This window comes from Halobellus inordinatus (genome assembly GCF_024498335.1).
In the GTDB taxonomy this organism is placed as follows: Archaea; Halobacteriota; Halobacteria; order Halobacteriales; family Haloferacaceae; genus Haloquadratum; species Haloquadratum inordinatus.
Genome location: NZ_CP101825.1, coordinates 1,385,938 through 1,410,313 on the forward strand (window position 1 = coordinate 1,385,938; position 24,376 = coordinate 1,410,313).

General features: G+C 63.0%; 26 protein-coding genes. 12 read left to right on the top strand and 14 right to left on the bottom strand.

Going from position 1 to position 24,376, the window contains the following annotated elements; all coding sequences use genetic code 11:
• Window positions 1–14: 14 nt before the first annotated feature.
• Window positions 15–560 carry a cyclic pyranopterin monophosphate synthase MoaC gene (gene moaC / locus NO362_RS07120; protein WP_256544699.1) on the bottom strand — a complete coding sequence of 182 codons (546 nt, stop codon included), beginning with the start codon at window positions 558–560 and terminating at the stop codon, window positions 15–17.
• Window positions 557–1,999: an NAD(P)H-hydrate dehydratase gene (locus NO362_RS07125; RefSeq protein ID WP_256544700.1), complete on the bottom strand. Its 1,443-nt coding sequence runs from the start codon at window positions 1,997–1,999 to the stop codon at window positions 557–559. Before NO362_RS07125 ends, moaC begins: the two co-directional genes overlap by 4 nt.
• A gap of 171 nt (window positions 2,000–2,170) precedes the next feature.
• On the opposite strand from NO362_RS07125, the gene NO362_RS07130 reads away from it, so the two are divergent.
• Window positions 2,171–2,542 (top strand): ArsR/SmtB family transcription factor, encoded by a 372-nt coding sequence (locus tag NO362_RS07130; protein WP_256544701.1) that lies wholly within the window; start codon window positions 2,171–2,173, stop codon window positions 2,540–2,542.
• Window positions 2,543–2,636: 94 nt separating this feature from the next.
• Window positions 2,637–5,033, top strand: a complete 2,397-nt coding sequence (locus NO362_RS07135) for an ATP-dependent DNA helicase (protein WP_256544702.1) — start codon at window positions 2,637–2,639, stop codon at window positions 5,031–5,033.
• A gap of 19 nt (window positions 5,034–5,052) precedes the next feature.
• Here the strand turns inward: NO362_RS07135 and NO362_RS07140 are convergent, their stop codons facing one another.
• Window positions 5,053–5,235: a DUF7576 family protein gene (locus NO362_RS07140; protein ID WP_256546612.1), complete on the bottom strand. Its 183-nt coding sequence runs from the start codon at window positions 5,233–5,235 to the stop codon at window positions 5,053–5,055.
• Between the two features lie 113 nt (window positions 5,236–5,348).
• On the opposite strand from NO362_RS07140, the gene NO362_RS07145 reads away from it, so the two are divergent.
• A complete protein-coding gene (locus NO362_RS07145; protein WP_121568125.1) occupies window positions 5,349–5,576 on the top strand; it encodes a DUF7511 domain-containing protein in 228 nt (75 codons plus the stop codon).
• An 85-nt stretch (window positions 5,577–5,661) separates the two neighbouring features.
• Here the strand turns inward: NO362_RS07145 and NO362_RS07150 are convergent, their stop codons facing one another.
• From NO362_RS07150 to NO362_RS07180, 7 genes are all read right to left on the bottom strand, one after another.
• Window positions 5,662–6,750, bottom strand: a complete 1,089-nt coding sequence (locus NO362_RS07150) for a CheF family chemotaxis protein (protein ID WP_256544703.1) — start codon at window positions 6,748–6,750, stop codon at window positions 5,662–5,664.
• Window positions 6,747–8,504: an archaellar assembly protein ArlJ/FlaJ gene (gene arlJ, locus NO362_RS07155; protein ID WP_256544704.1), complete on the bottom strand. Its 1,758-nt coding sequence runs from the start codon at window positions 8,502–8,504 to the stop codon at window positions 6,747–6,749. The genes NO362_RS07150 and arlJ overlap by 4 nt, the downstream gene beginning before the upstream one ends.
• A gap of 62 nt (window positions 8,505–8,566) precedes the next feature.
• Window positions 8,567–10,234 (bottom strand): archaellum flagellar ATPase motor FlaI, encoded by a 1,668-nt coding sequence (gene flaI, locus NO362_RS07160; protein ID WP_256544705.1) that lies wholly within the window; start codon window positions 10,232–10,234, stop codon window positions 8,567–8,569.
• Window positions 10,234–10,986, bottom strand: a complete 753-nt coding sequence (arlH, locus tag NO362_RS07165; RefSeq protein WP_256288081.1) for an archaellum protein ArlH — start codon at window positions 10,984–10,986, stop codon at window positions 10,234–10,236. The genes flaI and arlH overlap by 1 nt, the downstream gene beginning before the upstream one ends.
• A gap of 2 nt (window positions 10,987–10,988) precedes the next feature.
• The gene (gene arlG / locus NO362_RS07170) at window positions 10,989–11,447 is read right to left on the bottom strand and encodes an archaellum stator protein ArlG (RefSeq protein WP_256544706.1); all 459 of its coding nucleotides are present in this window, start codon (window positions 11,445–11,447) and stop codon (window positions 10,989–10,991) included.
• Window positions 11,448–11,900, bottom strand: coding sequence for an archaellum stator protein ArlF (arlF, locus tag NO362_RS07175; RefSeq protein ID WP_256544707.1), 453 nt, complete (start codon window positions 11,898–11,900; stop codon window positions 11,448–11,450).
• A complete protein-coding gene (locus NO362_RS07180; protein ID WP_256546613.1) occupies window positions 11,884–13,293 on the bottom strand; it encodes a flagella accessory protein C in 1,410 nt (469 codons plus the stop codon). The genes arlF and NO362_RS07180 overlap by 17 nt, the downstream gene beginning before the upstream one ends.
• Before the next feature lie 332 nt (window positions 13,294–13,625).
• Between NO362_RS07180 and NO362_RS07185 the strand changes: the two genes are divergently transcribed.
• Entirely contained in the window at window positions 13,626–14,375 is a 750-nt protein-coding gene (locus tag NO362_RS07185) for an RAD55 family ATPase (RefSeq protein WP_256544708.1), read from the top strand.
• Window positions 14,376–14,509: 134 nt separating this feature from the next.
• Here the strand turns inward: NO362_RS07185 and NO362_RS07190 are convergent, their stop codons facing one another.
• The 3 genes from NO362_RS07190 to NO362_RS07200 form a co-directional block, all read right to left on the bottom strand.
• Complete coding sequence (locus NO362_RS07190; protein WP_256544709.1) at window positions 14,510–15,118, bottom strand: flagellin; 609 nt, start codon at window positions 15,116–15,118, stop codon at window positions 14,510–14,512.
• An 11-nt stretch (window positions 15,119–15,129) separates the two neighbouring features.
• The gene (locus tag NO362_RS07195; protein ID WP_256544710.1) at window positions 15,130–15,765 is read right to left on the bottom strand and encodes a flagellin; all 636 of its coding nucleotides are present in this window, start codon (window positions 15,763–15,765) and stop codon (window positions 15,130–15,132) included.
• A 338-nt stretch (window positions 15,766–16,103) separates the two neighbouring features.
• Window positions 16,104–16,442 carry an ArsR/SmtB family transcription factor gene (locus NO362_RS07200; RefSeq protein WP_121568135.1) on the bottom strand — a complete coding sequence of 113 codons (339 nt, stop codon included), beginning with the start codon at window positions 16,440–16,442 and terminating at the stop codon, window positions 16,104–16,106.
• A gap of 158 nt (window positions 16,443–16,600) precedes the next feature.
• Here NO362_RS07200 and NO362_RS07205 point away from each other — a divergent pair, with 158 nt between their 5' ends.
• The 8 genes from NO362_RS07205 to NO362_RS07240 all read left to right on the top strand — a co-directional run bounded on the left by NO362_RS07205 (window position 16,601) and on the right by NO362_RS07240 (window position 23,529).
• Window positions 16,601–17,152, top strand: a complete 552-nt coding sequence (locus NO362_RS07205) for a DUF7500 family protein (protein ID WP_256288087.1) — start codon at window positions 16,601–16,603, stop codon at window positions 17,150–17,152.
• Between the two features lie 71 nt (window positions 17,153–17,223).
• The gene (gene cheY / locus NO362_RS07210) at window positions 17,224–17,592 is read left to right on the top strand and encodes a chemotaxis protein CheY (RefSeq protein WP_121568137.1); all 369 of its coding nucleotides are present in this window, start codon (window positions 17,224–17,226) and stop codon (window positions 17,590–17,592) included.
• The gene (locus NO362_RS07215) at window positions 17,589–18,830 is read left to right on the top strand and encodes a chemotaxis protein CheC (RefSeq protein ID WP_256544711.1); all 1,242 of its coding nucleotides are present in this window, start codon (window positions 17,589–17,591) and stop codon (window positions 18,828–18,830) included. The genes cheY and NO362_RS07215 overlap by 4 nt, the downstream gene beginning before the upstream one ends.
• Before the next feature lie 100 nt (window positions 18,831–18,930).
• Window positions 18,931–19,497, top strand: coding sequence for a chemotaxis protein CheD (locus tag NO362_RS07220; RefSeq protein ID WP_256544712.1), 567 nt, complete (start codon window positions 18,931–18,933; stop codon window positions 19,495–19,497).
• Between the two features lie 795 nt (window positions 19,498–20,292).
• Window positions 20,293–20,832 carry a FlaD/FlaE family flagellar protein gene (locus NO362_RS07225; protein WP_256546614.1) on the top strand — a complete coding sequence of 180 codons (540 nt, stop codon included), beginning with the start codon at window positions 20,293–20,295 and terminating at the stop codon, window positions 20,830–20,832.
• A gap of 74 nt (window positions 20,833–20,906) precedes the next feature.
• A complete protein-coding gene (locus NO362_RS07230; protein WP_256544713.1) occupies window positions 20,907–21,971 on the top strand; it encodes an actin-like salactin in 1,065 nt (354 codons plus the stop codon).
• Window positions 21,972–22,058: 87 nt separating this feature from the next.
• Entirely contained in the window at window positions 22,059–22,520 is a 462-nt protein-coding gene (locus NO362_RS07235) for a universal stress protein (protein WP_256544714.1), read from the top strand.
• A 205-nt stretch (window positions 22,521–22,725) separates the two neighbouring features.
• On the top strand, window positions 22,726–23,529 hold the full coding sequence (locus NO362_RS07240) for an RIO1 family regulatory kinase/ATPase domain-containing protein (RefSeq protein ID WP_256544715.1): 804 nt from the start codon (window positions 22,726–22,728) through the stop codon (window positions 23,527–23,529).
• A gap of 393 nt (window positions 23,530–23,922) precedes the next feature.
• Here NO362_RS07240 and NO362_RS07245 read toward each other — a convergent pair whose 3' ends face one another.
• Entirely contained in the window at window positions 23,923–24,354 is a 432-nt protein-coding gene (locus NO362_RS07245; protein ID WP_256544716.1) for an SRPBCC family protein, read from the bottom strand.
• Window positions 24,355–24,376 lie beyond the last annotated feature (22 nt).

Genomic DNA, 24,376 nt, shown 5'->3' on the forward strand with positions numbered 1-24,376 from the left:
ACGACGCGGCCCGACTAGGCGTCGTCGACCCGCTGCTTCTCTTTTGTCAGGACTTCGACGTCGGTGATTCGCGTGTCGGGATACTGCCCGTCGGCCGTCTTCTCGGCGGCTTTGACCATATCCCAGACGACGTTCAGCCCGGTCGTGACGCCTTCGAGAGCTTCCATCTCACAGCCGGTCTTCCCGGTCGTCTCGACGGTCACGGTGAGCGTCACGTGGTCGTCCCGGACGTCGAAGTCGGTGTCGACGTTCGTGATCGGGATCTGATGGCACATCGGGATCGTCTCCCAGGTGTGTTTCACCGCCTGGACCGCGCCGATGCGCGCGGTCGCGAGCACGTCGCCCTTGCCGATCTCGTCGTCGCGGATCGCGCCGATCGTCGACTCGGTGAGCTGAATCGTTCCGGCCGCGACGGCTCTCCGTTGTGTATCGGGCTTCGCGCCGACGTCGACCATCTGGACGTCGCCCGTCTCGTCGACGTGTGTGAGTTCCGCGTCGCTCCTGTCAGATCGAGCGTCACCGTCGTCCCTCCGGTCGGCGTCGCGCTCTGCGTCGGTCATTCGTCACCCTCCCGAAGCGCCGCGGGCAGCCGATCGATCAGATCCGTTGCCAGGAGACCGTACCCGTTCTCGTCGACGGCTGCGTCGCCGGCGCGTCCGTTTCCGTAGGCGGCGACGGCGGCCGCCTCCAGCGGTGTGAGGACGCACGCAAGCGCGCCGGTCGCGCCCGCGAGAACGTCGCCGGTACCGCCGACGGTCATCCCCGGGTTCCCGGTGCGGTTGACGCGCGTCTCGTCGCCGTCGGTGATCACGTCGTAGGCTCCCTTCACGAGCAGCACGTGACCGACGTTCTCGGCGAACTCCGTGACCAGTTCCGCGCGCGCCCGCCACTCGGTGTCGGTCTCGCCGCCCATCGCCTGCAACTCGCCCTGGTGGGGCGTGCAGATCAAGGTCGCGTCGGTGTCGACCGTCGGGACGACTTGGAGTGCGTCGGCGTCGACGACGGCGGTGCCGTCGTAGCGTTCGAGAAGGTCGCGAACGGCCGCGAGGGTCTCCTCGTGGCTCCCGAGGCCGGGACCGAAGACGGCGACGTCGTGCTCGGCCGCGAGCGTCAGAATTTCGCCCACGTGTGCCGGATCCAGATGGTCGCCGTCGTAGGGATGGAGAATGAGGTTCTCGCTGTAGCCCTGGATCTCGCGCGCGACCGACGCGGGGCAGGCGACGCGGACGAGGTCCGCGCCGGCTCGGAGTGCCGCCTGTGCGGCGAGTGCGGGCGCGCCGGTGTACGGGCCGCCGCCGACGACCAGTACCTCGCCGAAGTCGCCCTTGTGGCTCTGGGCTGGACGTCCGAGTTGCTGGAGGTCGCCCGGTCCGGTGAACAGTTCCGCTGCCGACGGGATCCCGATGTCTTCGACGGTGACGTCGGCGTCGAGCGACGCCAGTCCCGGTTTTTCGTCGTGGAACGTCACCACGTGGTCGGCGTCGACGGCGACGCCCGCGGCTTCGCCGGTGTCGGCGTCGACTCCGGAGGGGACGTCGACCGAGAGAACCGTCGCGCCCAGGCGGTTGACCTGCCGGGCGGCCGTCGCCGCCGGTTCGCGCAGCGCCCCCGTCACGCCCGTGCCGAGCATCGCATCGACGATCACGTCCGGGTCGCCGAGGTCGAAATCGAGATCGACGGAATCTGTGACTGTCCGCGCGTCGTACTCTGCGGCACGCAGGGCCTCCCAGTTTTCCCGGGCCAGATCGGTCGTGATCGTCTCCGGCCGACCGAGGAGGTGGACGGTGACGTCGTAGGCGTCGAGAAAGCGGGCGGCGACGAGTGCGTCGCCGCCGTTGTTCCCGCGGCCGGCCACGATCGCGACCGCGTCTTCGGGGTCAGCCAGGCGGCGTACCGTACGGGCGACGGCGTTGCCGCTCGACTCCATCAACTGCTTCCGCGGGACGCCGAGCGCCTCGGCGTTGCGATCCACCGCGGCCATTCGCTCGCTCGTTATCATACTCCTCAGTTCGGTCCGACCTATCCTAAAATGCGAGGGATACTGTAGCGCGCCCGACGCTGGCCTCGGCACTGGCCGTCCCCGGCAAAGCGTGACCGCTCCGGTCACGCGTGACGTGGTGTGTGTCGGATATCCGAAACGTTTAGGCAGACGTACGTGGAATACGGTGGTATGTCGGGGCTCCTGCCGTCAGAGACAGAGACTCGTCCTCCAGATGGGGACGATGGCACCCTCCGCGTGCTTCCGCTCGACGACGATGACGCCGCCCAGCTCATAAACTGTCTCGCCTCCGACACTGCCCGCTCGACACTTGCGGCTCTCCAAGAGAACCCTGCCACCGCCTCCGAACTCGCAGACGACGTCGAAACCTCGCTGCAGAACGTTCGGCACCACCTCGACAACCTCCGCGACGCAGAGCTCGTCCGCGTCGTCGACACCCGCTACTCCGTGAAAGGACGCGAGATGAAGGTGTACGCGCCGGCCCGCGACTCGTTGGTCGTCTGCGTCGGCGACTCGGCCGACATCGATCACACGTTCGAATAGCTACGGGGGGCGGTCGACAGGAGTCGCCGTCTCTCGCCGTTTCGTCTCGGCCGAGCGTTCAAATACTGAGCCGCGGCCACTCACCGACACCAATATGAGCGCGGCGCAGCCACTGCAGCACGTGAGTTGGCAGGCGGTCTTCGGCCACGACGACCCGTATTCCGAGCAAGCCGACGGCATCGACGCCGCCGTCGAAGTCGCCGAGGAGAACGGTTTTCTCGTCGTCGAAGGGGCGTGCGGAACAGGAAAGACGATGCTCGCGCTTACGGCGGGCATCGACCGCGTCCGCGACCCCGAGTCGGACTACGAGCGCGTGCTCGTCCTGACGAGCGTCAAGCAGCAACTGCGCCAGTTCGAGGCCGACCTCGAAACGATCAACGCGAACCTTCCGGACGAGTGGTCGCCCGTGTCGGGACTGACGCTCGTCGGGAAGGCCGACGTCTGCCCCTACAGCCGCGAAGGCGTCGCCGGCGTCGACGACGAGACGGTCTACGATCGGTGTGAGGGCCTCCGCGAACGAACGCGAAACCTCGTCGGTGACGGCGGCGAGACCTCGACGGGGACACTCGTTTCGGAGGCCCGCCAGACGCAGACCGGGCTGCTCGACTCGGGCTCAACACAGGGGCCCGAGTACCTCTCCACCGCCGGCGAACCGACGCCGTATCTCCCCGAGACCGCCGAGTACGGCGACACGGAGTACTGTCCGTTCTACGCGACGTTCCTCGACGACGTCCCCGAGGACGGCGACCCGATCGAGGCGGTCCCGTTCGATCTGACCGACCGCGGCCACATCGACACCGAGGAACTCGTTCGCTTGAGCGCCGGCTACGGCACCTGCCCCCACTCGGTGATGGGCGCAGTCCTCCCGCACGCGGAGGTCGTCCTCGGAAACTACTACCACGCGTTCGACCCCACGACGGTTGGCTCGTTCACGGGTGCGCTCGTCGACGAGGAAACCTTCGTCGTCTGCGACGAGGCGCATATGCTCGAACCGCGCGTTCGCGATCTGGTGAGCGACGGCGTCGCCGAATCGACGCTTCGCGACGCCGAGAACGAACTGACGCGAGTGATCCAGCCGATCGAGTTCGAGGACGCGGGGAAATCAAGTGCGGATGGCGACGCCGGAAGCGCCGACGCCGACCTCGTCCGCGGCGAACTCGCCGACGCGGACGTGACTCTCCGCGAAGTGCGCGAGATCCGCGAGTTCGTCTCGGATCTCCGATCGGAGATCGACCGCCGCGTGAACGCTCACCTGGACCGGACACTGCCGGACTGGCGCGCGGACCTCACGCGCCTCGACGACGACGAGATCCCGCTCCGCGACCCCGAAGATCCCGGCGTCGACGAACTCACGGCGTGGGCCGACGACGCCGGCTACGACGAAGCGACGTGGCTTCGTGCGGAGTCAGTCGGCGCCGTCGTCGCTCGCATCCTGAACGAGGCCGAAGACGACGACGTCCGGCGGGCCGCCCCCGCCGTCGGGCGAACGCTCGCGAACTGGGTTCGGACCGGCCACGTCGCGTACTTCAGAGAACTCGAACTCGAACGCACCTGGGACGAGACCGCCCGCCAGAACTCCTGGCGACGCGCCTACAACGCCCGCATCTCGCTGCACAACTGCGTCCCCGGCGAGGCGATTGCAGAGCGGCTCGGCGAGTTCGGCGGCGGCGTCCTGATGTCGGCGACGCTCGAACCGATGGCTGTCTTTCGGGAAGTAACAGGGCTGGACGCGCTCGCGGACGACGGCCGGCCGATCGAGGAGCGGACCTACGGGCTCTCGTTCCCCGCGACGAACCGCGCGTCCTTCGCCGTCGACGTGCCGAAGTTCACCCACGAGAACCGCGGCCAGCGGGGCGAACTGAATCCGACCCGACGCGCCCACGTCGATGCCGTCTGTGAGATCGCGCGCTCGCCGGGGAACGTCCTCGTCGGGATGCCGAACTACGCAGAGGCCGCGTGGATGGCCGAGGCCCTCTCGGAGCGACTCGACCGCCCGGTGCTCCTCGACGAAGCGTCCGACGACGACGCGACCGAGGCCCTGAAGACGGAGTTCTTCGGCGGGGAGTCGAAAGTCCTCGTCACGAGCCTCCGCGGGACGCTCACCGAGGGCGTCGACTACCGGGGCGACCGCCTCGCCGCGGCGGTCGTCTGCGGCGTGCCGATCATCGACACGTCGAGTCCGCGGACGCGGGCGGTGAAGACGGCGTACGATCGCCGGTTCGGTTCCGAGGGCAAAGGGAGTCGGAGCGGATTCGAGACGGCGCTCACCGTGCCGGCCGTGCGAAAAGCGCGGCAGGCGATCGGGCGCGTCATTCGCGGGCCCGACGAGGTCGGGATCCGTGCACTCGTGGACGCCCGCTACGCTCGCGAGTCCTGGGACAGCGTCCGGGAATACCTCCCCGAGACCGAACGCGAGGAGTTCGATCCGGTCAGTCCGGATATGCTCGGCTACGGCGTCGATCGGTTCTGGTCGTCGCTCGAAGCGGACTGAGAGAGAGAGAGAGAAGTCGCTATTCGTCGTAGGCGGCCTTACACTCGTCAGAACAGAAGTGTCGATCTTGCACCTGGCTGTCCTCGATCCACGTAACGACGCGGTGGGTCGGCGACTGCACGATCTTCTCTCCGCAGGTCGCACACGCGGGTGCGTTAGATTCGTCGATATCCTCTCCGAGATCGGAGGTCGGGTCTACCATCTCTTCGAGTGCTTGGCACTCGGGCACACTTGACTCCGTGTTACCCGGCGGAACTTGCCTGCCAACAGTAGTGGTTTAGTACGTCCGTAGCGATAGTCCGAGTGTGGACTGAGATGTCCGACTTGCCCGGCGATCCCGAAAACCGCGCTCCAGAGCCGAGAGCCGAACGCACCGACGATGCGTCGCATCGACTGTTCGAACTCCGAAGCGTCGTCGTCCGCTACGAGGAACGGCCGGACCGCTGTACGATCTACCCGCGTCGGGAGAGTTGCTGTGAACACGTCGACGCCTGGCTATCCGCCGACGCGGACGCGTTCGTCCCCCTAGAAGAAATGCGGTAGTGGCGCCGCAGGGCGTCCGTCACTTTCCCGGTTGGCGTCTCCCGCCGCGCTTGCCGGTCTCGAACGGCTGGCCTGCCTCGCGCGCTCACACGTTGATGTCTTCGAACTCCTCGTTGACGATAAACCGACCCTGTGGCGTGAGATCGACCGGTGGCTCCTCGTCAGTGATGAGGTCGTTTTCGTGGAGTGACTCCAGTCGGGCTTCGAGTTCGGCGTCGCCGATGTCGAGTAGCGATGCGAGATCGATGTCTTCGGCGGTCGAGTACAGCCCAACGAGCACTTCCAGTTCTGTCTCGGCCACCTCGACGTCGCGGACGTCGCTCTTGATCCAGTGGTAGATCAGCCGCAGGTAGCGGCCGAGGATGTTCATCTTCCGTCTCGACCGCATCGAAATCTCGGAGGTGACCGTCTGACCGTTCTCGACGTGTTGCACTGAGAGGACGAGGATGGAATCGCCGTCGTCGGCCGTCCGCTCTATCACCTCGAAGAAGACGACCGACGCCAGGTCGATCGAGAACGGCCCGTCTTCCTCGGATTGGACGTCGCTGCCGGGGAACGACACCGACTCGTAATCGAGATTGAGCCCAGTCTTCCGCTTCGGGGTATCCATCACGCGCCCGCCGATCTTCGCCGGATGCTTCACGAGCGCCGTCGATCCGTTGAGCGTCGCCCGGAAGAGCAAGAGCGAGAACTTCTCGATCGTCTCTCGGTCGCCACCGATGACGGTCGTCCGTCGATAGTCGCCGTCGACGTACCCGACCATCACGGTGTAATCGAAGAACTCCTCGACTTCGGGCGGCACCTGCCCGACTGCGATGTCGAAGATCGAGGTGATCGGAATCATCGTCTTCGTTTCCGAGGTCGCGAGGACGAGCCGTCGCTCGCTCATCAGCACGCGACCTTTCACCGGATCGAACGCGGCGTCGCCGCCGGCGACGAAGTTCGCGACGAAGTCGACGATGATCGACTCGCCGCTCTGTGCCTTACGAGATTTCGACTTCGAGCCCGACTTCGACTTCGAGCCCGACTTCGACTTCGAGTCTGAGCCGCTGCCGGATTCCTCCCGATACGCTTCGAGGAGTTCCGAGCGTTGGTCGGCTGCTTCGCCGTGTTCAGAGTGTGACTCGGAGGCGTCGCGATCGCCGCCATCACGGTCGGAATCTGCGGCCGTCATACGCTGATCAGCCCCCCGGCGAGCCACGAGGTCAGCACCGCGCTGCCACTGCCGATCCAAACGAGAACGACGAAGTGGAGGTAGGCGTTCACCTTGTGCCCGCCGTCGACCATCCGGATCATCAGCGCCGAGAGGACGCCGTTGAACAGGATAATGAGCGACAGCAGGTACTCGATCACCGGGATGTCGTAGACGCCCGCGTAGATGATCTTCCCGAACTCGAACTGCGCGAGGTTCAGATCCGAGGAGAACGTCGCGAGGATCTCGACGACTTCCAGGCCGATGAAGAACGCGAACGCCGCGGAGGCGGTGATTCCGTAGAGAACGCCGATGAGCGTCACGGTCGCCTGGTCGCGCTGCTGACGGAGCTTGATCACTTCGTTCATATTCTGTGAGATGAGTTCGCCGAGCTGTTTCGGTGTCCCACCCATCTGTCGCCCGACGAGGTACATCTCCGAGAACTTCTGGATGAGGTACGAACTTGTCTCCGCGGTGAAGAAGAACCACGAGCGATCCGGTGCGACGCGCATATTCAATCGAGTGTAGAGCCGATCGATCTCTCGGGAGAGCACGCCGAAGTCCTTCTCGCGGAGCGTTTCCAACACCGCGCGCGTGGTCGATTGCTTCGCGCTCTCGGAGGCGCCGAGCGCCCGGATGAATCCCGGGAATTCGTTGTCGCGTTCCTTGACGCTGTTCTCGTGGTGCCGAGCAACGAGCCCCGGAATCGCGAGCGGCGTCAAGGGTGCCGCCATCATCACTGGAATCGGAATATCGAGCATCACGTACTGGATCGATTGTCCGATCGACGTCCACCCGGCGACGCCGAGTCCCAGAATGCCAATGAACACGAGACTTAGCGCGACCGATCCGTAAAGTGCGATGTCGATTTGCCGGTCCATCTTCGTCCGGTACTCGTCCTGCTGATACCACAGTGGGTCGTGCGGCGATATCGTCCTGATGACGAAGTAGAACCCCAACTGGACGAAGACGAACAGCACGATAACGGCCGCGATGGTCATCGTCGCGTCGGTGCCGGTGAGAATCGGCAACACGATCGCGTTGATGATGGCGAACGTCATCGAGAGAATCATCGAGAGATAGAGGTCCTTCATCACTTCTAGGTTGCCGAGCGCCCCCTCGTAGACCGTGACGTACTTTTCGATCATCGTCTGCTGTTCGCCGAGCAGGAAGTCATCGAGGCTTTGGCCGGCGTTCAGCGAGTACGCCAGTCGGTCGAGGAAATCACCGAGTTCCTTCGAGGGAACGGCACGTGCACGCCGACGCAGCGCGTCATCGAGCGACTGATTCCACGTGTCGACCAGCTCCGTGATCCGCCGCATTTCGACCGCGAGCTCGCCGTACTCTTCTTCTTTCCCAAGCTGCCGGAAGACCGCAACACGGTCGATATTCGTCGTCGAAAGCACCGTCAGGTGCGTGATGACGAGGTGCAGTTGGTTCTCCAGGCCGCGTCGCTGCTGTTCGACGAGCAGGCGGGGATAGAGAGCGCCCGCCACCAGCATCAGCGCGCCGAGGAGGAAGATCGGGATCCGGACCAGGACCGGCAGCGGGAGGAAGACGGCCCCGGCGACGCCGAGGACGAACAGGAGTACCGTCGGCGCCAGGACCGTGAGCGCGTACTTCCGATTTTCCATCGGCATCCGCTCGTAGGAGTCGAGGATCGACGACGCGAACTCCTGGAGTTGCTTCCGCTGTGCACTCCACCCTGGATCGACGTCGGGATTCGTCTCACTCATCGATTATCCTCCCTGTCGGTCATCGGAGGCACTCCGGTTCGGCCGTCGGTCAGTTTCACTCATCAGTCGACCCTCGTCATATCGAACGGGATGCCTTCCGTACCGTCCCGCTGGAAGTCCTCGATGAACTCGTTCACCTCGTGATAGCCGACGATGTTCTCTTGGATTGCCCGTCGGATGAGTTCCGAGCGGAACTCGATGTCCTCGTAGATCTTTCGGGTGTCGTCGTACCCGAGCAGCGTCGCGATCTTCTCTTCCATAATGAAGGAGTTGTTCCGGCCCTGGAACACGATCTCGTCTTCGACGGGGTCCCAGTAGAACGCCTCCCGGGTGACGACACCGCCCATCTCTTTCGAGTATCCCTCGATCTCCTGCACCGACGTGACACGACGGAGCGTGTCGTTGCCCCGCTTGACGCGGTTCTGGAACAGCGCGATGTCACAGTTCGACATGAACGTCTCGGGGACGTTGATCGGGTCCCCGGTGAACCGCTGGATCATCGAGACGATGTCGGACGCGTGGAACGTCAGCATCACCGGGTGACCGGTCTGGGCGGCCTGGAACGCCATTCGCCCCTCCTCGCCACGAACCTCCCCGACGATGATGTAGTCGGGACGGGAACGCAGTGCGGCCGCGACGAGGTCGAACATATCGACCTCAGAATCCGCGCCGCGTCCCTCGCGGGTGAGGAGCTGCTGCCACGTGTCGTGCGGCGGGAGCACCTCGGCGGTGTCCTCTGCGGTGTAGATCTTCGAGTCTCGCGGGATGAACGACGTGACAGCGTTGAGCGTCGTGGTCTTCCCGGACGCCGTCTCGCCGACGACGAACACCGTCCGCTCGTTCTCCAAGGCGATCCAGAGATACGCGGCCAGTTCCGGCGACAGCGTTCCCCACTTTGCGATCTGAAACACCGACAGTGGGACGTCATCGCCCTGACGGATCGTGAGTGAGGAACCCTTCAGCGAGACGTCGTCGGAGTAGATGATGTTGATACGCGATCCGTCCGGGAGCGTCGAGTCCACGATCGGGTGCGCGTCCGACACCGGATCGCCGATCCGTTCACCCATATTCCGGAGCCAGTTGTCGTACTGCTCTTCGGAGTCGAATTCGACGGTCGTCTCCAGCAGTCCGAACTCGCCGTGATCGACGTCGACCTGGCGTGGCCCAATGACGTGAATGTCCTCGTTGGCCGGGTCGCGCATGATCGGCTCCAGCGGTCCGAGACCGACGATGTCGCGGACGAGTCGGTACTGGACCTTCTCGTACGTCTCTTCGGACACTTCCAGCGCCCCGAGTTCGAGTCGCTGGATGATTTCCGCCAACCGCCCGTTGCGTTCGTCTTTGAGGACGACGATCTCTTCGAGCAGTTCTCGAATCCGATCTTCGTACTCGGTCTCCTCGGCAGGTGCCGGCTTCGTCACCGACCGTTCGAGGAGTTTGTCTTTCACCTGCCCGAAGAGCTCGCGTTCGTCGTCGTCCAGTTCCGGCTCGATCGTGTAGTACTTCGTCGTCTCCCCGAAGTTCCCGTACACCTGACAGTAGATCGGACCGCCCACGTGGTAGATGATGTTCGGCCGCCGCGACTCGTATCCGTCTGGCTCCTCGACGAGCATCGGGAACTCGCCGGTGATCTGCCGAAACCGCTTGAGGTGCTCGCGGAGATGGCCCCACCGCTGGGCGTGCCGCCGCAGTTCGTTGTCGATCTTCGCTGAGCCGTGTTCGGTAGCCATTATGCGACACTCCTCGACTCGATGACGATCCCGATCCCCGAGCGGACCGAGAAGCCGACGCGGTCGCCGACCTGCTGGCCCATCCCGGCGAATCGCTTCACGAAGATGTTTCGCCGGACGTCGTTCCCGACCTCGACCATCTCTAATTCGAGGTAGACGTCAGCGATCGATCGGAAGGGACCGATCGCCTCGTCGTCGACCGTCGAGGGGTCGACCGTGAGAACGATCGTCTTGCCCTTCGTGGTCAGGTCACGGAAGAACGAGATGATTTCCAGCGCCGCCTGCCGCTCCTCATTTTGCCGGACGAGCGCCTCGAACTTGGGATCGTTCCGGAGAATGGCGTCGAACGTATCGACGATGATGACGTCGGCGTCCCACATCGTGTCCGCCTCCATCATTCGCTTGAGGAGTTGCTTCCGCTCGTCGTCCCCGCCGCTGCCGGTCAGCGTCCCCGACGCGTCGATCTCGGCGGGGATGAAGAGAATCTCCTCGTCGAGCAGGGGCTTGACGACGTCGTACGTCAGCGAGTGCATCTGGTCGAGAAAGCCTCGGACACCTAGTTCTGTCGAGACGAGCGTCGTCACAATGTCTTCCTGCGTAAACCCGTAGGTGAGTCGCTGGGAGAGGACGCTCTTTCCGGCCCCGTAATCGCCTTCGATGAGGACGATCGAGCCCTTCGGAATACCGCCGCCGAGTTCCTTCTCGAGGCGGTCGTGGTCTTTGAGTCCAAGCGAGAACTGATTCGATCCCATAGTTAGTAGTTGAAGCGGAAGTTCTCTTCGTCGCCGTCGACGGTCAGCGTGACGTCGTGATCGCCGCTACCTTCGGTCAGGTCGATGTTCTGTATCGTGACGTTGACGACACCGTGGGGCGTCCACTCCCCGCTGTTGCCGTCGACGACATTGACATCGACGTCCGCTCGATATTGCGCGTCGACGATGACGTCAAACGTTTGACCCGTCGCTGGTAACGTTCGTTGTCCCGTGTTCTTGACGTACAGACTTATGCTGTTTGAGCTGTCGTCGTAAACGTTACTGTCGGAACTGCTGATAATTTCGATGTCGGTCCGGATGTTCTCTGCGACGTCTGCGCCCCGGTCGTCGAGCGCCCCGCTGATTCCGGTGACCGTGTCGATGAGGACACCCGCGACTCCTGCTGCGATGACGATGCTCGCGATGAACAGGATCAGACTCGGAACGGAGACGTCGGCCATTCAGTTCACCACCTCGACCGTCGTGTTACTCGCCGCGATGCCGTTTTCGGCGACGACTTTGACGTGGTCGGGTTCCTGATCCATCGTCGTCGTTAGTACGAGTGTCTGGTCGGCTGCCCATACGTCCGTCGTATCGTCACCCTCGACACTCGTTTGTGTGTGTCCCAGACCAATGTGCTCGTTATCGACGAGTAGACTCGTTCCATTGACCGACAGCGTCGTCGTTCCGGTGTTTTGCACCGTAACCTCCAGGTTGTCATTTCCGGTACTGTTATACACGACCCGCGTCACGTCGATCGCCGTATTCCGGCGTTCGAGTAGGTCTTCCTGATCGTCGTCACGCGCTTCGGAGATCTGCTCTGCGCTACCCGCTGCTGCGGTGTAGAGCGTCCCGGAGGCGATCAGGACGCCGAGAAAGATGACTGCTGTCGAGCCGCTAACGCCGAATCCCACGGGAACCCCCTCCGAGCGCCGATAGTTCTTCGAGGAGCCGCGCCTCGTCGACGTCGCCGGCGAGCCGACTGATGTACGTCAGGCTCTCGCGGTGGTGTTCCACGCGCAGGTCCCGCGGCTGCTCCGTCGTCCCTGCGGTGGCGGCGTTGCGAACGTGTTCGCTCATCGTCCGCTCGACGTCGCGGGTGATCCAGCCCTGCGAGCGGTACTGTCGGAGCGCTCGCGCGGCACCGATCGCCCCGCCGACGTCGACGAGGAAGCGCGTCCATTCTAGGACGACGGATTCGGCCGTGTACCGGGCCGGAAGTTCGGCGAGATACACGTCGGGATCGTGGGTCGGTTCGGAATCCGTCGTTGGCGACTGCGCAGTGGTCGTGGCTGGGTCCGGGCTGGCGGCTGGCTCTGGTGACGTCTCCTTGGAGCCACTCTCGGCTGGGTCGGCAGCATCGTTCGCCGGTTCAGACGTTTCGTCGGCCTCGAAAAGCGTCTCGTCGGGTTCGACCTCTTCAGCCTGGTCGAGTGATTCCTCGTCGCCAATATCCTCCGTCGCTTCCTCGAAGTGGTCTCCATCGAGCGCCTCGTCGAGCGCATCCTGTGCGGCGGCCGTCTCGTCGTCGAGGTCGTCGGACTCGGATTCGTCTTCCGTGTCGTCCTCGACGTCGTCCCAGCCGTCATTCTCCTCGTATTCGGCTTTCAGGTCGTCGAAGCTGGATCCGCCAGCCGCTTCGTCGCCGGCTTCCTCGTCCCCATCATCGTCGAGTGCCTCACTGGGGTCCTCGCGCTCTTCCTCGGCGAGTTCGTCCTCTGCTGCGAGTTCGGCTTCGTCCTGTTCGGCGTCGAGGTCGCCGAAGTCCTCGTCGAAGAAGTCCTCGGCGTCCGCGTTCGCGACATCCGAATCGAGATTCTCCTCTTCCTCTTCTTCCATATCGAAGAGGCCGAACGCACCGTCGCCTTCCAGCCCGCCCATCTCGCGAGCGTCGTCGACGAACGGGTTGATTCCCCGTGTCACCATCTCGTAGATGTCCAGCAGCTTTCGGATGGTTTCGTCGAGTTCTTCGACGGTCTCGCCGATCTGTTTGTTCTCCTCGCGAACGGTGTTCATACTCGACGAGACCGAACTGACCTCGTTTTCCAACTCGGAGATTCGGTCTTCCATCTCCGCGATGGTGTCGGCGTCGATGTCGGGTCCTCCGAGGTCGTCACCGTCGTCGAACCCGCCCATATCGTCACCGAAGTCGTCCATCTCGTCGTCGAGGTCACCCATTCCGCCCCCGTCGAGATCGTCCACCTCGCCGTCGAGGTCGTCGAAGTCCTCGTCGAACCCGAGCCCATCCGTGGCGACGGTATCGGAATCTTCGCCCTCGTCACCGTCCATCCAGTCCATCACGCCCATCCGCACCGCCTCCTGTGGAAACGACCGCAACGACCGGCCGTCACCCGGCTCGACCGCTGTGGCGCACCACTGCGCCCCACGAACCGTACCGAACGGGTGGTCCGACCGGTCCGGTCGTCCGGTCTCGGTGGAACAGGTAACATTGGTACAAATGTCCAGTCATCGGTACAAGAAGGTTCGCTCCAAATTATCGCTCGTGATAGAACCGGAATACGTTTGTAGCGGCAGATAATCGACCTGTACTACGATCCGAAGGACTCGTTCGGGGTGCGAAGAATTATCCGCATCCGGGACGGATTCTATAGCTACCTTTCAAGGACGTGACCACACGTATGCCAGAATTCGTCAAAACCGGGATTGAGGGACTTGACTCCATACTCAATGGGGGAATCGTCAAGAACGCGGCGGTACTTGTCAGTGGCAACCCTGGGACTGGCAAGAGCATTCTCGGCCTCCAGTACCTCTACAACGGCGTTGATATGTACGATGAAGGCGGGATCTACCTCACATTCGAGGAATCTGCAGACGACATCAGCCAGGCGGCAGAATCGATCGGCTTCGAGAAGTGGGACGAGTTCGTCGACGCCGGCCGAATCAAAATCTACGACAAACGAACACTCCTTCGTAGTGGCGACTTCTCTTCGACGCTCGATACCATTCTCGACGATCTGCAGGACACACAGTACGACCGGCTCGTCCTCGACTCGCTGACGATGTTCCAGCTCTTCTTCGAGAGCGAACAAGAGAAGCGCCAGTATCTGCTCAAGTTCATCGACATTCTGAAAGACAGTGGATTGACGTCGATTCTGACGATGGAGCAGTCGGCGGTGTTCCCGGATACCGAAATCGGCCTCGAGAATTTCTTGACGGATGGGAATATCTATCTGATCCAATCGCCCGCCGGTTCGACGTCGAATCGGTATATCTGGGTCGCGAAGATGCGTAAGCAGGCGATCAAAAATTCGATGTTCCCGCTGGAGATCGACGAGGGTGGGATCAAAATCTACGAGCAGGCGGCTGGCTTCTCAATGGTCGGCGATTCGCCGCCGTGGTTCGGTGAGGAAGAGGGGAATTTGGAATAGACTGCCGGTCGCTACCTTATTCTGTCTTCTTTGGGTTTACTCTACATCTGATAGCTATCGCTGAATAGTCTATCTTTCCGCAGTCAATCCCAAATAGTAAAGAAATCAGCTACAGTCGAGGGTATACGCGGGACTTAGAGCTCGACTGGGTCGCCGTTGTTTTTGCCTGCGAGCTGCTGCGGCATCGTCAGGATAACCTGCGTCGTACCGCCAGTCCGACTGGTGATTTCGAGATTGAGCGATTCACCGGTGCTGAGACCGTTACCATCCGTCTCGACTTCGGTCGTATTAATGGTCACTGTGTACCGGTCGGTGTTACTATTGAGGACACCGAACGACCCGTCGTCGTCAGTGATTTCGTCCAAGCCGTATTCGGTAGAGCTAGTACCGTCCCTACCAATTGCAGTACCATTTGTCAACGTCTGGACGCTTTCATCGCTCAAGTACTTTATCGACGTTTCGTTCATATCGACGGCACCTGATCCAGCAGCCAGACGAACCGTCATATTGATTCGCGAAATTTCGTCATCCAGGACGACGCCGTGCGTGTTCACAACTTCCACACGGTTCGTCACCTTGTTGACGCTCTCTTGACCCGCATCCTCCGCGGTCGCTTGGAGGAAGCCAGCCGTGTTCACGAGGACGCCCGCCGCGATCGCTGCGACTAGCACCATCGCGATGAACACGATGAGCGTACCGATACCAACCTGACCGCGTTCGTCTTTGTTGAATATTTCAAACATTAGTAATCACTTTAGAGAGGGACCGGGTCGCCGTCCTCGTTGCCCGCGAGCTGTTGGGGCATCGTTAGGATGACCTGTGAGGTTCCGCCACTCTGCGTAGTTATGTCCAGCTTAACCGTATCGCCCGTCTGCGTCCCGTTGGCAGTGGTTCCCTCAACTATCGAAGTGTTGATCCGAATCTCGTATCGATCGGACTGCTCGTCGAGTACCGGGAACGAATTGTCGGTGCCGTCGAGCGAGGTCGCTATGAACTCGTCATCTGTGGTGTTGTCGAAGCTCGCGCCTCCGGCACTACTTGCAGTATGATTCAACGTGAGCGTTTCCGCCGTCGTTCCGCTGAGGTACTTGATTGTCGTCGTATTGAGATTAACACTCCCCGAACCCGCCGCCATTCGGACGGTGAGGTTCAGGTTGTCGATGGTCTTCGGGTCACTGTCGTTGACCATTCCGTGCGTACTCACCACGTCGAGCCTATTCGTCACCTTGTCGACGCTCTCTTGGCCCGCATCCTCCGCGGTCGCTTGGAGGAAGCCGGCCGTGTTCACGAGGACGCCCGCCGCAATCGCTGCGACCAGCACCATCGCGATGAACACGATGAGCGTACCGATACCGACCTGACCACGGTCGGCGTCGTCTTGTTCGAACATATGTATGTTGTCTCCAGTCTGGCCCCCTCGCCTCCCCGCCGGAGGTGAGGACCGTCAAATCAAGCAATCAGCGGTCTGCACATAATGGTATGGACCCAGATATCAGAGATGATATTGGATTTTGAAGCCGAATTTCGGTAGTTTCAGGCCGCATACGAAAACTTCTGTCTCACGATTGGAAAAATAAAGAGTGAGAATCCCTACCTCCGAGTCCGACAGCGACCCCCAATAACGAGTCGGCGAACTAGAAAAATTGTGTCTGCGATTCGGACTTCGGGCTCCGGTTGTGAGCGTTGGGGCCTACGCTGGCCCCGACTCGCTACACGCCGCCAGCCAGCTTACTCCTGAGAAATCTTCCGCCAGACGTCGTCGAGTTTGTTCTTCACTTCGGGGCGCTCGGTCACCTGCACGTTGAGTTCGTTCTCGTCGAAACTGATGACGATCTCGTCGACGTCGCGGCGATAGACGTTGGTCCGGCGGTGTTCGTCCGAGAGGACGCGGTCGTGTAGTTCGAGCAGCCCGGCACCCGTGAGCTCCTCGATGCGGCGATAACACGTCGCGATCGGGATGTCGAGCATTTCACTGAATTCCTGTGCGGAGTGAGCTTCGTCGGCAGCACGTAAGATGTCCGGGTTGTACTCGTTTCCGAGCGCTGCGAGCGTCCTGTCGGACTCCATAGATAGCGCCACGTTCTAACCGGACTTACCTGAATGTGACGGTCCGCGCGATTTCGAATTCGATACTGAATATCGGATTTGAGGACCGCCCGTCTCGTGGCTGTCGACTGACTTTCGCCTGCGATGGGCTTATTATCGCGCCGACGGCACCACGAGGTATGGCTCCCGACCCTCCGAATGACGCGCGGCGACCCGTGCGCGACGAGGAGGGCGTCGTCAGACCCGACGAACTCGACTACACCGCCTCCGAACGGGTCGCAGAGATCTCAGACGGTCGATACGTGGTCGCGACCGACAACGACAATTCGCCGTCAGTGGACGAGAACGACGGTGAGGACGCGTCTGCGGACCTCGGAGCGCTCGCCCGCCAGCAGATGGCCCGGTACCTCTCCGAGCAGGATTCGGAGTACGGGTTCGCGCTCACCGCGGCATTCGAAGGCGAGGTCGACCACCACGAGCACTTCTCGGACGACGTCGTCGACGCCTTCGGCGAGCTAGCGTCGTGGTACGTCGAACAGATCGACACCACAGCCTCCGAAAAGCGAGCCCTCGGCATTCTCCTTCTCGCCTCCGAGACGCGCGTCTCGTATCCGAAGAAGGCGCTCGCGTCGCTCCTGAAAGAGCACGACCTCACGCTCGATGACTCGATCGGAGACCTCGTCGGTTCACTCCCCGACGATGGCCTTCAGATCCCGCCGGACGAAGAGTGAGCGTGCAAGAGCCGTATCAGCGCTGATAATGGGGACGATGCGTTTATACAGCGTTTCTCGGAAGTGAAGATATGGCACGCACCGTACTGGTTGTGGACGATTCGGCGTTTATGCGGAATCTGCTGAAGCAGTTGCTCGAGGACGATCACGAGGTCGTCGGCGAAGCCGAAAACGGGGTTGAAGCGGTCGAGCTGTACCGTGAACTCGATCCCGACGTGGTCACGATGGACGTCGTGATGCCGATCCGAAACGGCATCGAGGCGACGTCGGAGATCAAATCGATCGACCCCGACTCGTCGGTGATTATGTGCACGTCCGTCGGACAGGAGGAGAAAATGCGTGAAGCCGTCGAAGCCGGCGCGGACGGTTACATTACGAAGCCCTTCCAGAAGCCGAACGTGCTCCAGGCTATCGACGACGTGGTGGGCGTCGAAGCATGAACCTCGACGTCCAGTCGCTTCGGACGTTCAGTCGTCTCGCCCACTCGGGGGCGGAAGAAGCGGCCGGATCGCTCACGACGCTGACTGGCTTCGACGCCCGCGTGGCCGTCACAAAAGTTGAAATGGCGACGCGAGCGGACGTCGAACGCGAGTTTCGGGAGCGCGACCTCGTCACCGTCCACATCGGGTTTTCGGGGGCGATCGAGGGCCAGACAGTTCTCGCGTTCGACCGCGACCGTGCCATCTCGCTCGTCGACGCACTCGTTCCTGGTGCTTCTGACGACCCGGACAGTGACCTGGCGACGAGCGGCCTGAAGGAACTCGGGAATATTATGCTCGGGGGGTTCATCGACGGCTGGGCGGACTTCCTCGGCGACGGCATCGACATCACGACGCCGACGTACGTCGAGTTGGACGCCGGCCAGTCGCTGCAGGACGTCGTCGACGACTCCGAGTTCGACACCGACGGCCAATTCGGCGCGGAAGTCCACGAAGACGTCGATTTCGGTGCCGACATCGACTCCAATCACGTGCTCGCGTTCCGGAACCACCTCGAAACGGTCGACGAGGAGGCGGGCTTTTACATCTATATGCTGCCGACGCAGGACTCTGTCGAGACGATCGTCGACGTCGCGGGCGACGCCGACGACGCGATCCCCGTCGAGACGTTCACGTCGTTCTCCCAGATGATCTCCGAAGGCGCGGGACAAGCCTCGGAGGACCTGACGGCGATGACCGGGATCGACACCAACGTCGACGTGAGTCGACTGAGCTTCGTTCCGGTCGAGGGGGTGCCGATGGAACTCACAGACGAGGCCAGACGAGGCGTCGTCCTCGAGTTCTCGGGCACGCCATCGGGATACATCGCGATTCTGTTCGACCCGGAATCGGCCGAAAGCGTCGCCGACGCGCTGATGCCTGGGATGGACGCGGACCCAGAGATGCGAAAGAGCGCGCTGCAAGAGATCGGCAACATCGTCACGTCCGGATTCCTCGACGGCTGGGCCAACTCCTTGGAGACGACGATCGAAATCTCCCCGCCGACCTACGTCGACGACATCGCCTCGGCGATCGTGGACCCGCTGGTGACAGAGCTCGCGCGGACGCAAGATTATGCGTTCCTCATCGATTCGGCGATCGCCACGCCGGACGAGACGTTCACCTGCGACATCTACGCGCTCCCCGACGAACGAGAACTGCGCGCAGCCTTCGACCAGCTCGCGCCCGAAGCGAACTGACAGCCGGCGAATGACCGTGTCACGACCACGTGCGCCGAAATGACCACCTCAGCTGACGAACGTGCCTTCGGCGCCGCTTCGTCACGCCCCGAACGAACCAATGAAAGTATACACGACTGACCGATCGACCGACCAATCGTCGTCCAAGCGAATCAAAGTCGGCGTCGCCGACTACGCCGTCGCCGAGGCCGGATCGACGCTCGTGACGAGCGGACTCGGCTCCTGTGTCGGGATCGCGCTGGCTGACGTCGACGCCGGCGTCGCTGGCCTCGCGCACGCGATGTTACCATATGCTAGCGACGAGCAGGACGGCGATGGCGGGGCAGGCGATGCGACCGGAGACGAGCCCACAGACGACCGGCCAGCCGGGGCCAAGTACGTCAACACCGCTATTCCGGGGCTCCTGCATTCGATGGAGGAGACGGGTGCTGACCGCTCACGTATCGAAGCACGTCTCGCCGGGGGGAGTGCGATGTTCGAGTTCAGTTCCGGAGACGGCGGCGTCGGTGAGCGCAACGTCGTCGCCGCGAAGACAACGCTCGAAACGTACGACGTTCCCCTCGTCGCGACAGATGTGGGTGGCGACTACGGCCGTTCGCTGTCGTTCGATGCCACGACTGGCGAACTCTCCATCCGGCGGGCACACGGCGAAAATCACGTCATCTGATAGAGATTATCGTAAGTCCTCATTGATCTCTCGCCGGACGGTACGGCGAGACTCTCCGAACAGTGACGATAATCCCTATGACTCGGCGGGTTGCAGTCTCCCAGTACGTACTGGTTCGTCACACATAGTCGCAGTATCTTCGCTGATAATTTCGGGGGCACGTTTATGCACGCGCCTGCAGACCGTCGAGGTACGACCGACGCGGCGATTTCGCCGCGGGACGAGAGACAGGCAATGACCATCGATCCCGACGATTACGACCTCCGAGAACTCAGACGAATCGCGGACGAACGGCGGGGCGCGCGCCGTTCGGAGGACGAACAGCCCGGCGATGAATCGGACCACGACGACGACCGACTGCCGTCGGAGCGACGCCGCCGCAGTCGCACGGACCGGCGTCGGTCGGGGAAGCGCCGGAGTGACGACCGGTCGAGTCGCGACAATCGGGCGAATCGCGACGACCGGCGGCAGAGCGAACGCATCTCCGACCGCGCAGCGCGTGAGCGTACCGACGAGCGACGACTGAACGGTCGAACTGAGAGCCGCCGAGACCGCGATACCGACCGTCGCGAGGCACGGGAAAACGACATCCGCCGGCGCGACGAGGAACGGAACGCTGGCAGTCGTGACCGCGAGGGTGCTCGACGGCGCGACGCCACCGAGCAGACGGACGACCGAGATGCGGACGACGAGCGCGGCGAGGTCTCTGTGCGTCCGCGCGAGGACGTCACGCCGCCGCGACGTGGCGACTCGGATCACGCGGAGGGCCACGACGAGGTCGTCCTCGCGGATCAGATCGCTCGCGACCTCGGCTTCGGTGTCGGCGCGCAGGACCGTTCGCGTCGCGGGCGCGACCCCGACCGTCGCCGCGACGACCGACGGCACTCGGACTCGCGCTCACGAGTCGCCGCGGAACCCGAGTTCGGTGCCGACGACGTCGGACGGTTCCAGTTCGACACCGAGATCCGCGAACGGCCCCGGGGGCGGGCTGGCGAGGCCCTCCGACAGAACCAACTCGAACAACTGCTCGTCCACGAGACCGCCGCGGCAGAAGGGCTCTCGAAGCCCTATCTCGGCTCGCTCCCCGACGCGTACGCCGCGGAGCGACTCGTCTTCGACTGGCTCGAGTTCCTCGTCCTCAAAGGCGGCTTCAAGCGGACGATGGACGCGCTCCGGTACTACCACACCGTGGAGTGGCTGACCGAAGACGTCGAATCCGAATTGCAAGACTACCTGGTCGGGTTCTCCGGTGAGGTCACCAACACGACCGAATACGACGTCGACGACCATCATCTGAGCCTGGTCTACATCGCACGACTGGCGTCGATGACGTAGCGCCGTATTCTGTCGCGGCTCGTGCCAACCCATATACCAACAGTACTTTCTGCTCGTTCTGTTTCCACTCGCCTATGGCAGACAGTGAAGACGCCTCCTTCGACGAGGCTGGGGCAGCCGAATCGGGACCGACGCCGGTCGGCGTCAAACTCGGAAGCACGCGGACCGTCCTCCAGTACGTCCGCGACGACGAAGTGGAGACGATCCGGACGTTGACGTGTCTCGCGACGTACGAGGACGCGCTCACCGGTGAGGAGCGCGTGCTCTTCGGCGAACAGGCCGCACAGGAGTACCCCGACGAGGTGCAGTATATGCTCCGCTCGGGGCTTCCAGAAGACGAGGACCGCGCGGAACTCGCCTCGAAGTTCTTCGCCGAAGTCGTCGCATCCGAAGGACTCGACGCCGACAGCGCCGTCGTCTACGCGATTCCGACGATCGACAACGAACCGGGGCTGGCGAACCTCAACAGCGTCATCGAGGAGAGCCCCGTCGGCGACGCCTTGGTCCGAAGTTTCCCCGAGTCGCTCTGCGGAGCGATTCCGGCCTTCGGCGAGGACCTCCGCGCTATCGACGAGGTGTTCGTCGCCGTGAATATGGGCTCGACGAACCTCGAAGCCTCCGCGTACCGCCACGGCGAACAGCTCTCGCCGTTCGTCTCCGGGGCCGTCACCGGTAACGAGGTCGACCGGCGGATCGCCAACGCCGTCGAGGAGGAGACCCAAGGTCGCGTCAACGTCGATCTGACGACCGCCCGCGAGTACAAAGAGGAGCACGGTGACTTCGAGGAGTTCGAGCCGTTCACGGATGTCATCCAGCAGCCCGGTGGTGGCGCCCACGAGTTTACCATCGAGCGCTCGGTGATGGAGCCGCTGGACGACTACGTCGACAACGCCGTCGATGAGGTCGCGAACAACTTCCTCGCGCAGTTAGCGAACGACCATATGAAGCCGTACCAGCTCGCGCTCTCGAAGCCGATCGTTCTCACTGGTGGGATGGCCTGCATCCCCGGCATCGTCGACGTCTTCGAGGAGCGCCTCTCGGCTGAACTCGACCGCGACGTCGAATGTATCTCCGCCGACCGACCCGACCTCGCCCCGGCCGAAGGCGCGCGCCGGATCGCCGAGCGATTGATCGAGTAACGGCGTCGCCGTCCGGACGCTCCCACACATTCTCACGCGGTGGCAGCCATCCAAAACGTCTAATTGTCACTCCGAGTACGACAACGTATGTACGACCGTATTCTTGTCCCGACCGACGGCAGCGACTGTGCCGACCTCGCAGTCGAGCACGCGATCAACCTCGCCGACCAGTACGACGCCGAGCTGCACGTCCTCTCGGTCGTCGATGCCAGAGACGTAAGCCACAGCGCGCCGGCCATCAGTCCGCAACAGGTGGAACAGACGCTCCGCGAGCGAGCGGAATCAGTGGTCTCCGACGTCGCCGACCGTGCGAAGGACGCCGGCGTCGCCGATGTCGTCACCGCAATCGAACCCGGCGTACCCGACGACGTCGTCGTCGACTACGCGTCCGAAAACGACTGCGACCTCATCGTGATGGGGACGCACGGCCGCACCGGCCTCGAACGCTACCTGCTCGGCAGCGTGACCGAGCGGACCGTTCGTCGCTCCGACGTCCCCGTGTTGACCGTCCGATCACACGAGGAAGAAGAGGAAGAGGAAGAGGAATAACGGAGAGCAAACTACCCGCGCGTCGCCTCCGACCGCGCCGGCTCCGACCACGCCGCGCTCCCGACGCGTGACCACGTCCAGCAGACCACTGTCCGCTTATGATACGCCCGACTGGGCCGCCGTCCGCTCACGATATATCCGGCGGGGTATCCGCCGCGTGACGCGAAGGCGACTTTATATACGCCCGGAGACCGACTGGAAGCATATGGAACTCCGCCGCCTCCTTCGCGGGCGTATCGAGTGGTCTCGACTGGAGGCCGTCGCCCGCGAAATCCGCGATCGCTACGATCGTGAGGAGGTCCACGTGCGGTTTCTAGACGCCGACAACTGGCTCTCGACGCCGATGGTCGTCGACGATCAGTGGTTCGTGAAGGTCATCTCGCGACAGAACTCGATCGTCCACGCGCTCTTTACGACCGGGCGAAACCTGGGTGCCTTCTCGTCGGGTACCGAAGGGTTCTTCGAGCACTTCGCGACGCCGGTCGAGATGGCACAACACGAACTCGAAGCGACGCGGCGGATGCGCGACATCGGCCTCAACGCGCCCGAACCGGTCGAGGCCTTCGAGGTCGACGGCCTCGGCGTGCTCGTCTTGGAGTACCTCCCCGACTTCCGGACGCTCGACGAGTTGGACGAGGAAGCAGAGGCCGACCTCGCCCCGACGCTGTTCGAGGCGTTGCACGCGATGCACGAACACGAACTCCTCCACGGCGACCTCCGCGCGGAGAACGTCCTCATCCGCGACGGTGAGATCTACTTCATCGACGCGACGAACGTCAGCGAGGAGGGCGCGCGGGACGCGAAGGCCTACGACGTCGCCTGCGCGCTCGGCGCGCTCGAACCGCTGATCGGGGCGAAACGCGCGGTCGACGCCGCGCTCGAAGCGTTTTCGACGGACGAACTACTCGACGCCGCGCGCTTTCTCGACTTCGTCAACATCCGTCCGGATCACGACTTCGACGCCGCGGTGCTGAAAGGCGAGATCGAAAAGCGCGCCTCCTCGCCGTAGCGAGGCTACGGGAGGCGGTGCTCCTACGGGAGGTGGTGCTCCGAGCGAGGTCACGGCTCAGGAGCGTCGAGACTCGACCGACAGGATGGGGCAGTAGGGCGACAGGAAGTGGAACGGTAGGAAGTGAAGCGGTGGGAAGTGGAACGGTGGGTGAGAGCGAGAGGTGAGTGGATGCGAAGGCGGAGGCGGGAGTGGAGCGAACAGCTACCCCCTCTCCGGGAAGAGGGAGCGCTGGACGCGGTGGGCCGCAGCGGACCCCGAACACTGCGGCGGCGTGCGGCGGATCTGTGCCGACTGCGACGAGAAAAGCGTCGTTCGTCGGCGAAAGAGCGTAGCAGCGGGACGTGAATAAACCCACCGGCTCCGGGGCGACTCTCCTGTAGTCTGTCGATTTCAGGATTCGGATTCGACGGCGCGGCTGAGCGCGCGTTCGAGGTTCTCTAACTCCTCGTCGAGGTTCCGCTTGAAGAACCGTTCGACGCCCGGCACGCGGCCGTCGACGACGAACTCGTTCACGAGCCGCGTGTGGCCGTCCGTGGACTCGACGGTGTGTTCGCCCGTGACGCGCAGCACCGAGGACTTTCCGACGAACTTGACGTATCGCGGCGGGTCGCGCTCGACGTCTTCGGTCTCGACGCGGGCGGTCGACTTCACGAGCGGAATCGGCAGCCGAACGTGCCACGTCGCTGCGCCGGTCCCCTCGTCGACCTCGTAGCGCTCGACGACGCTGATCGCGTCGGCTCGCTTGGAGGGGTCAGCGATGAAGTCCCACACGGCCTCGGGCGTGGCGTCGAACTCGAACACCCGCCGGACACGAACCGTCATACCGTCACGTAGGGTGGAGAGA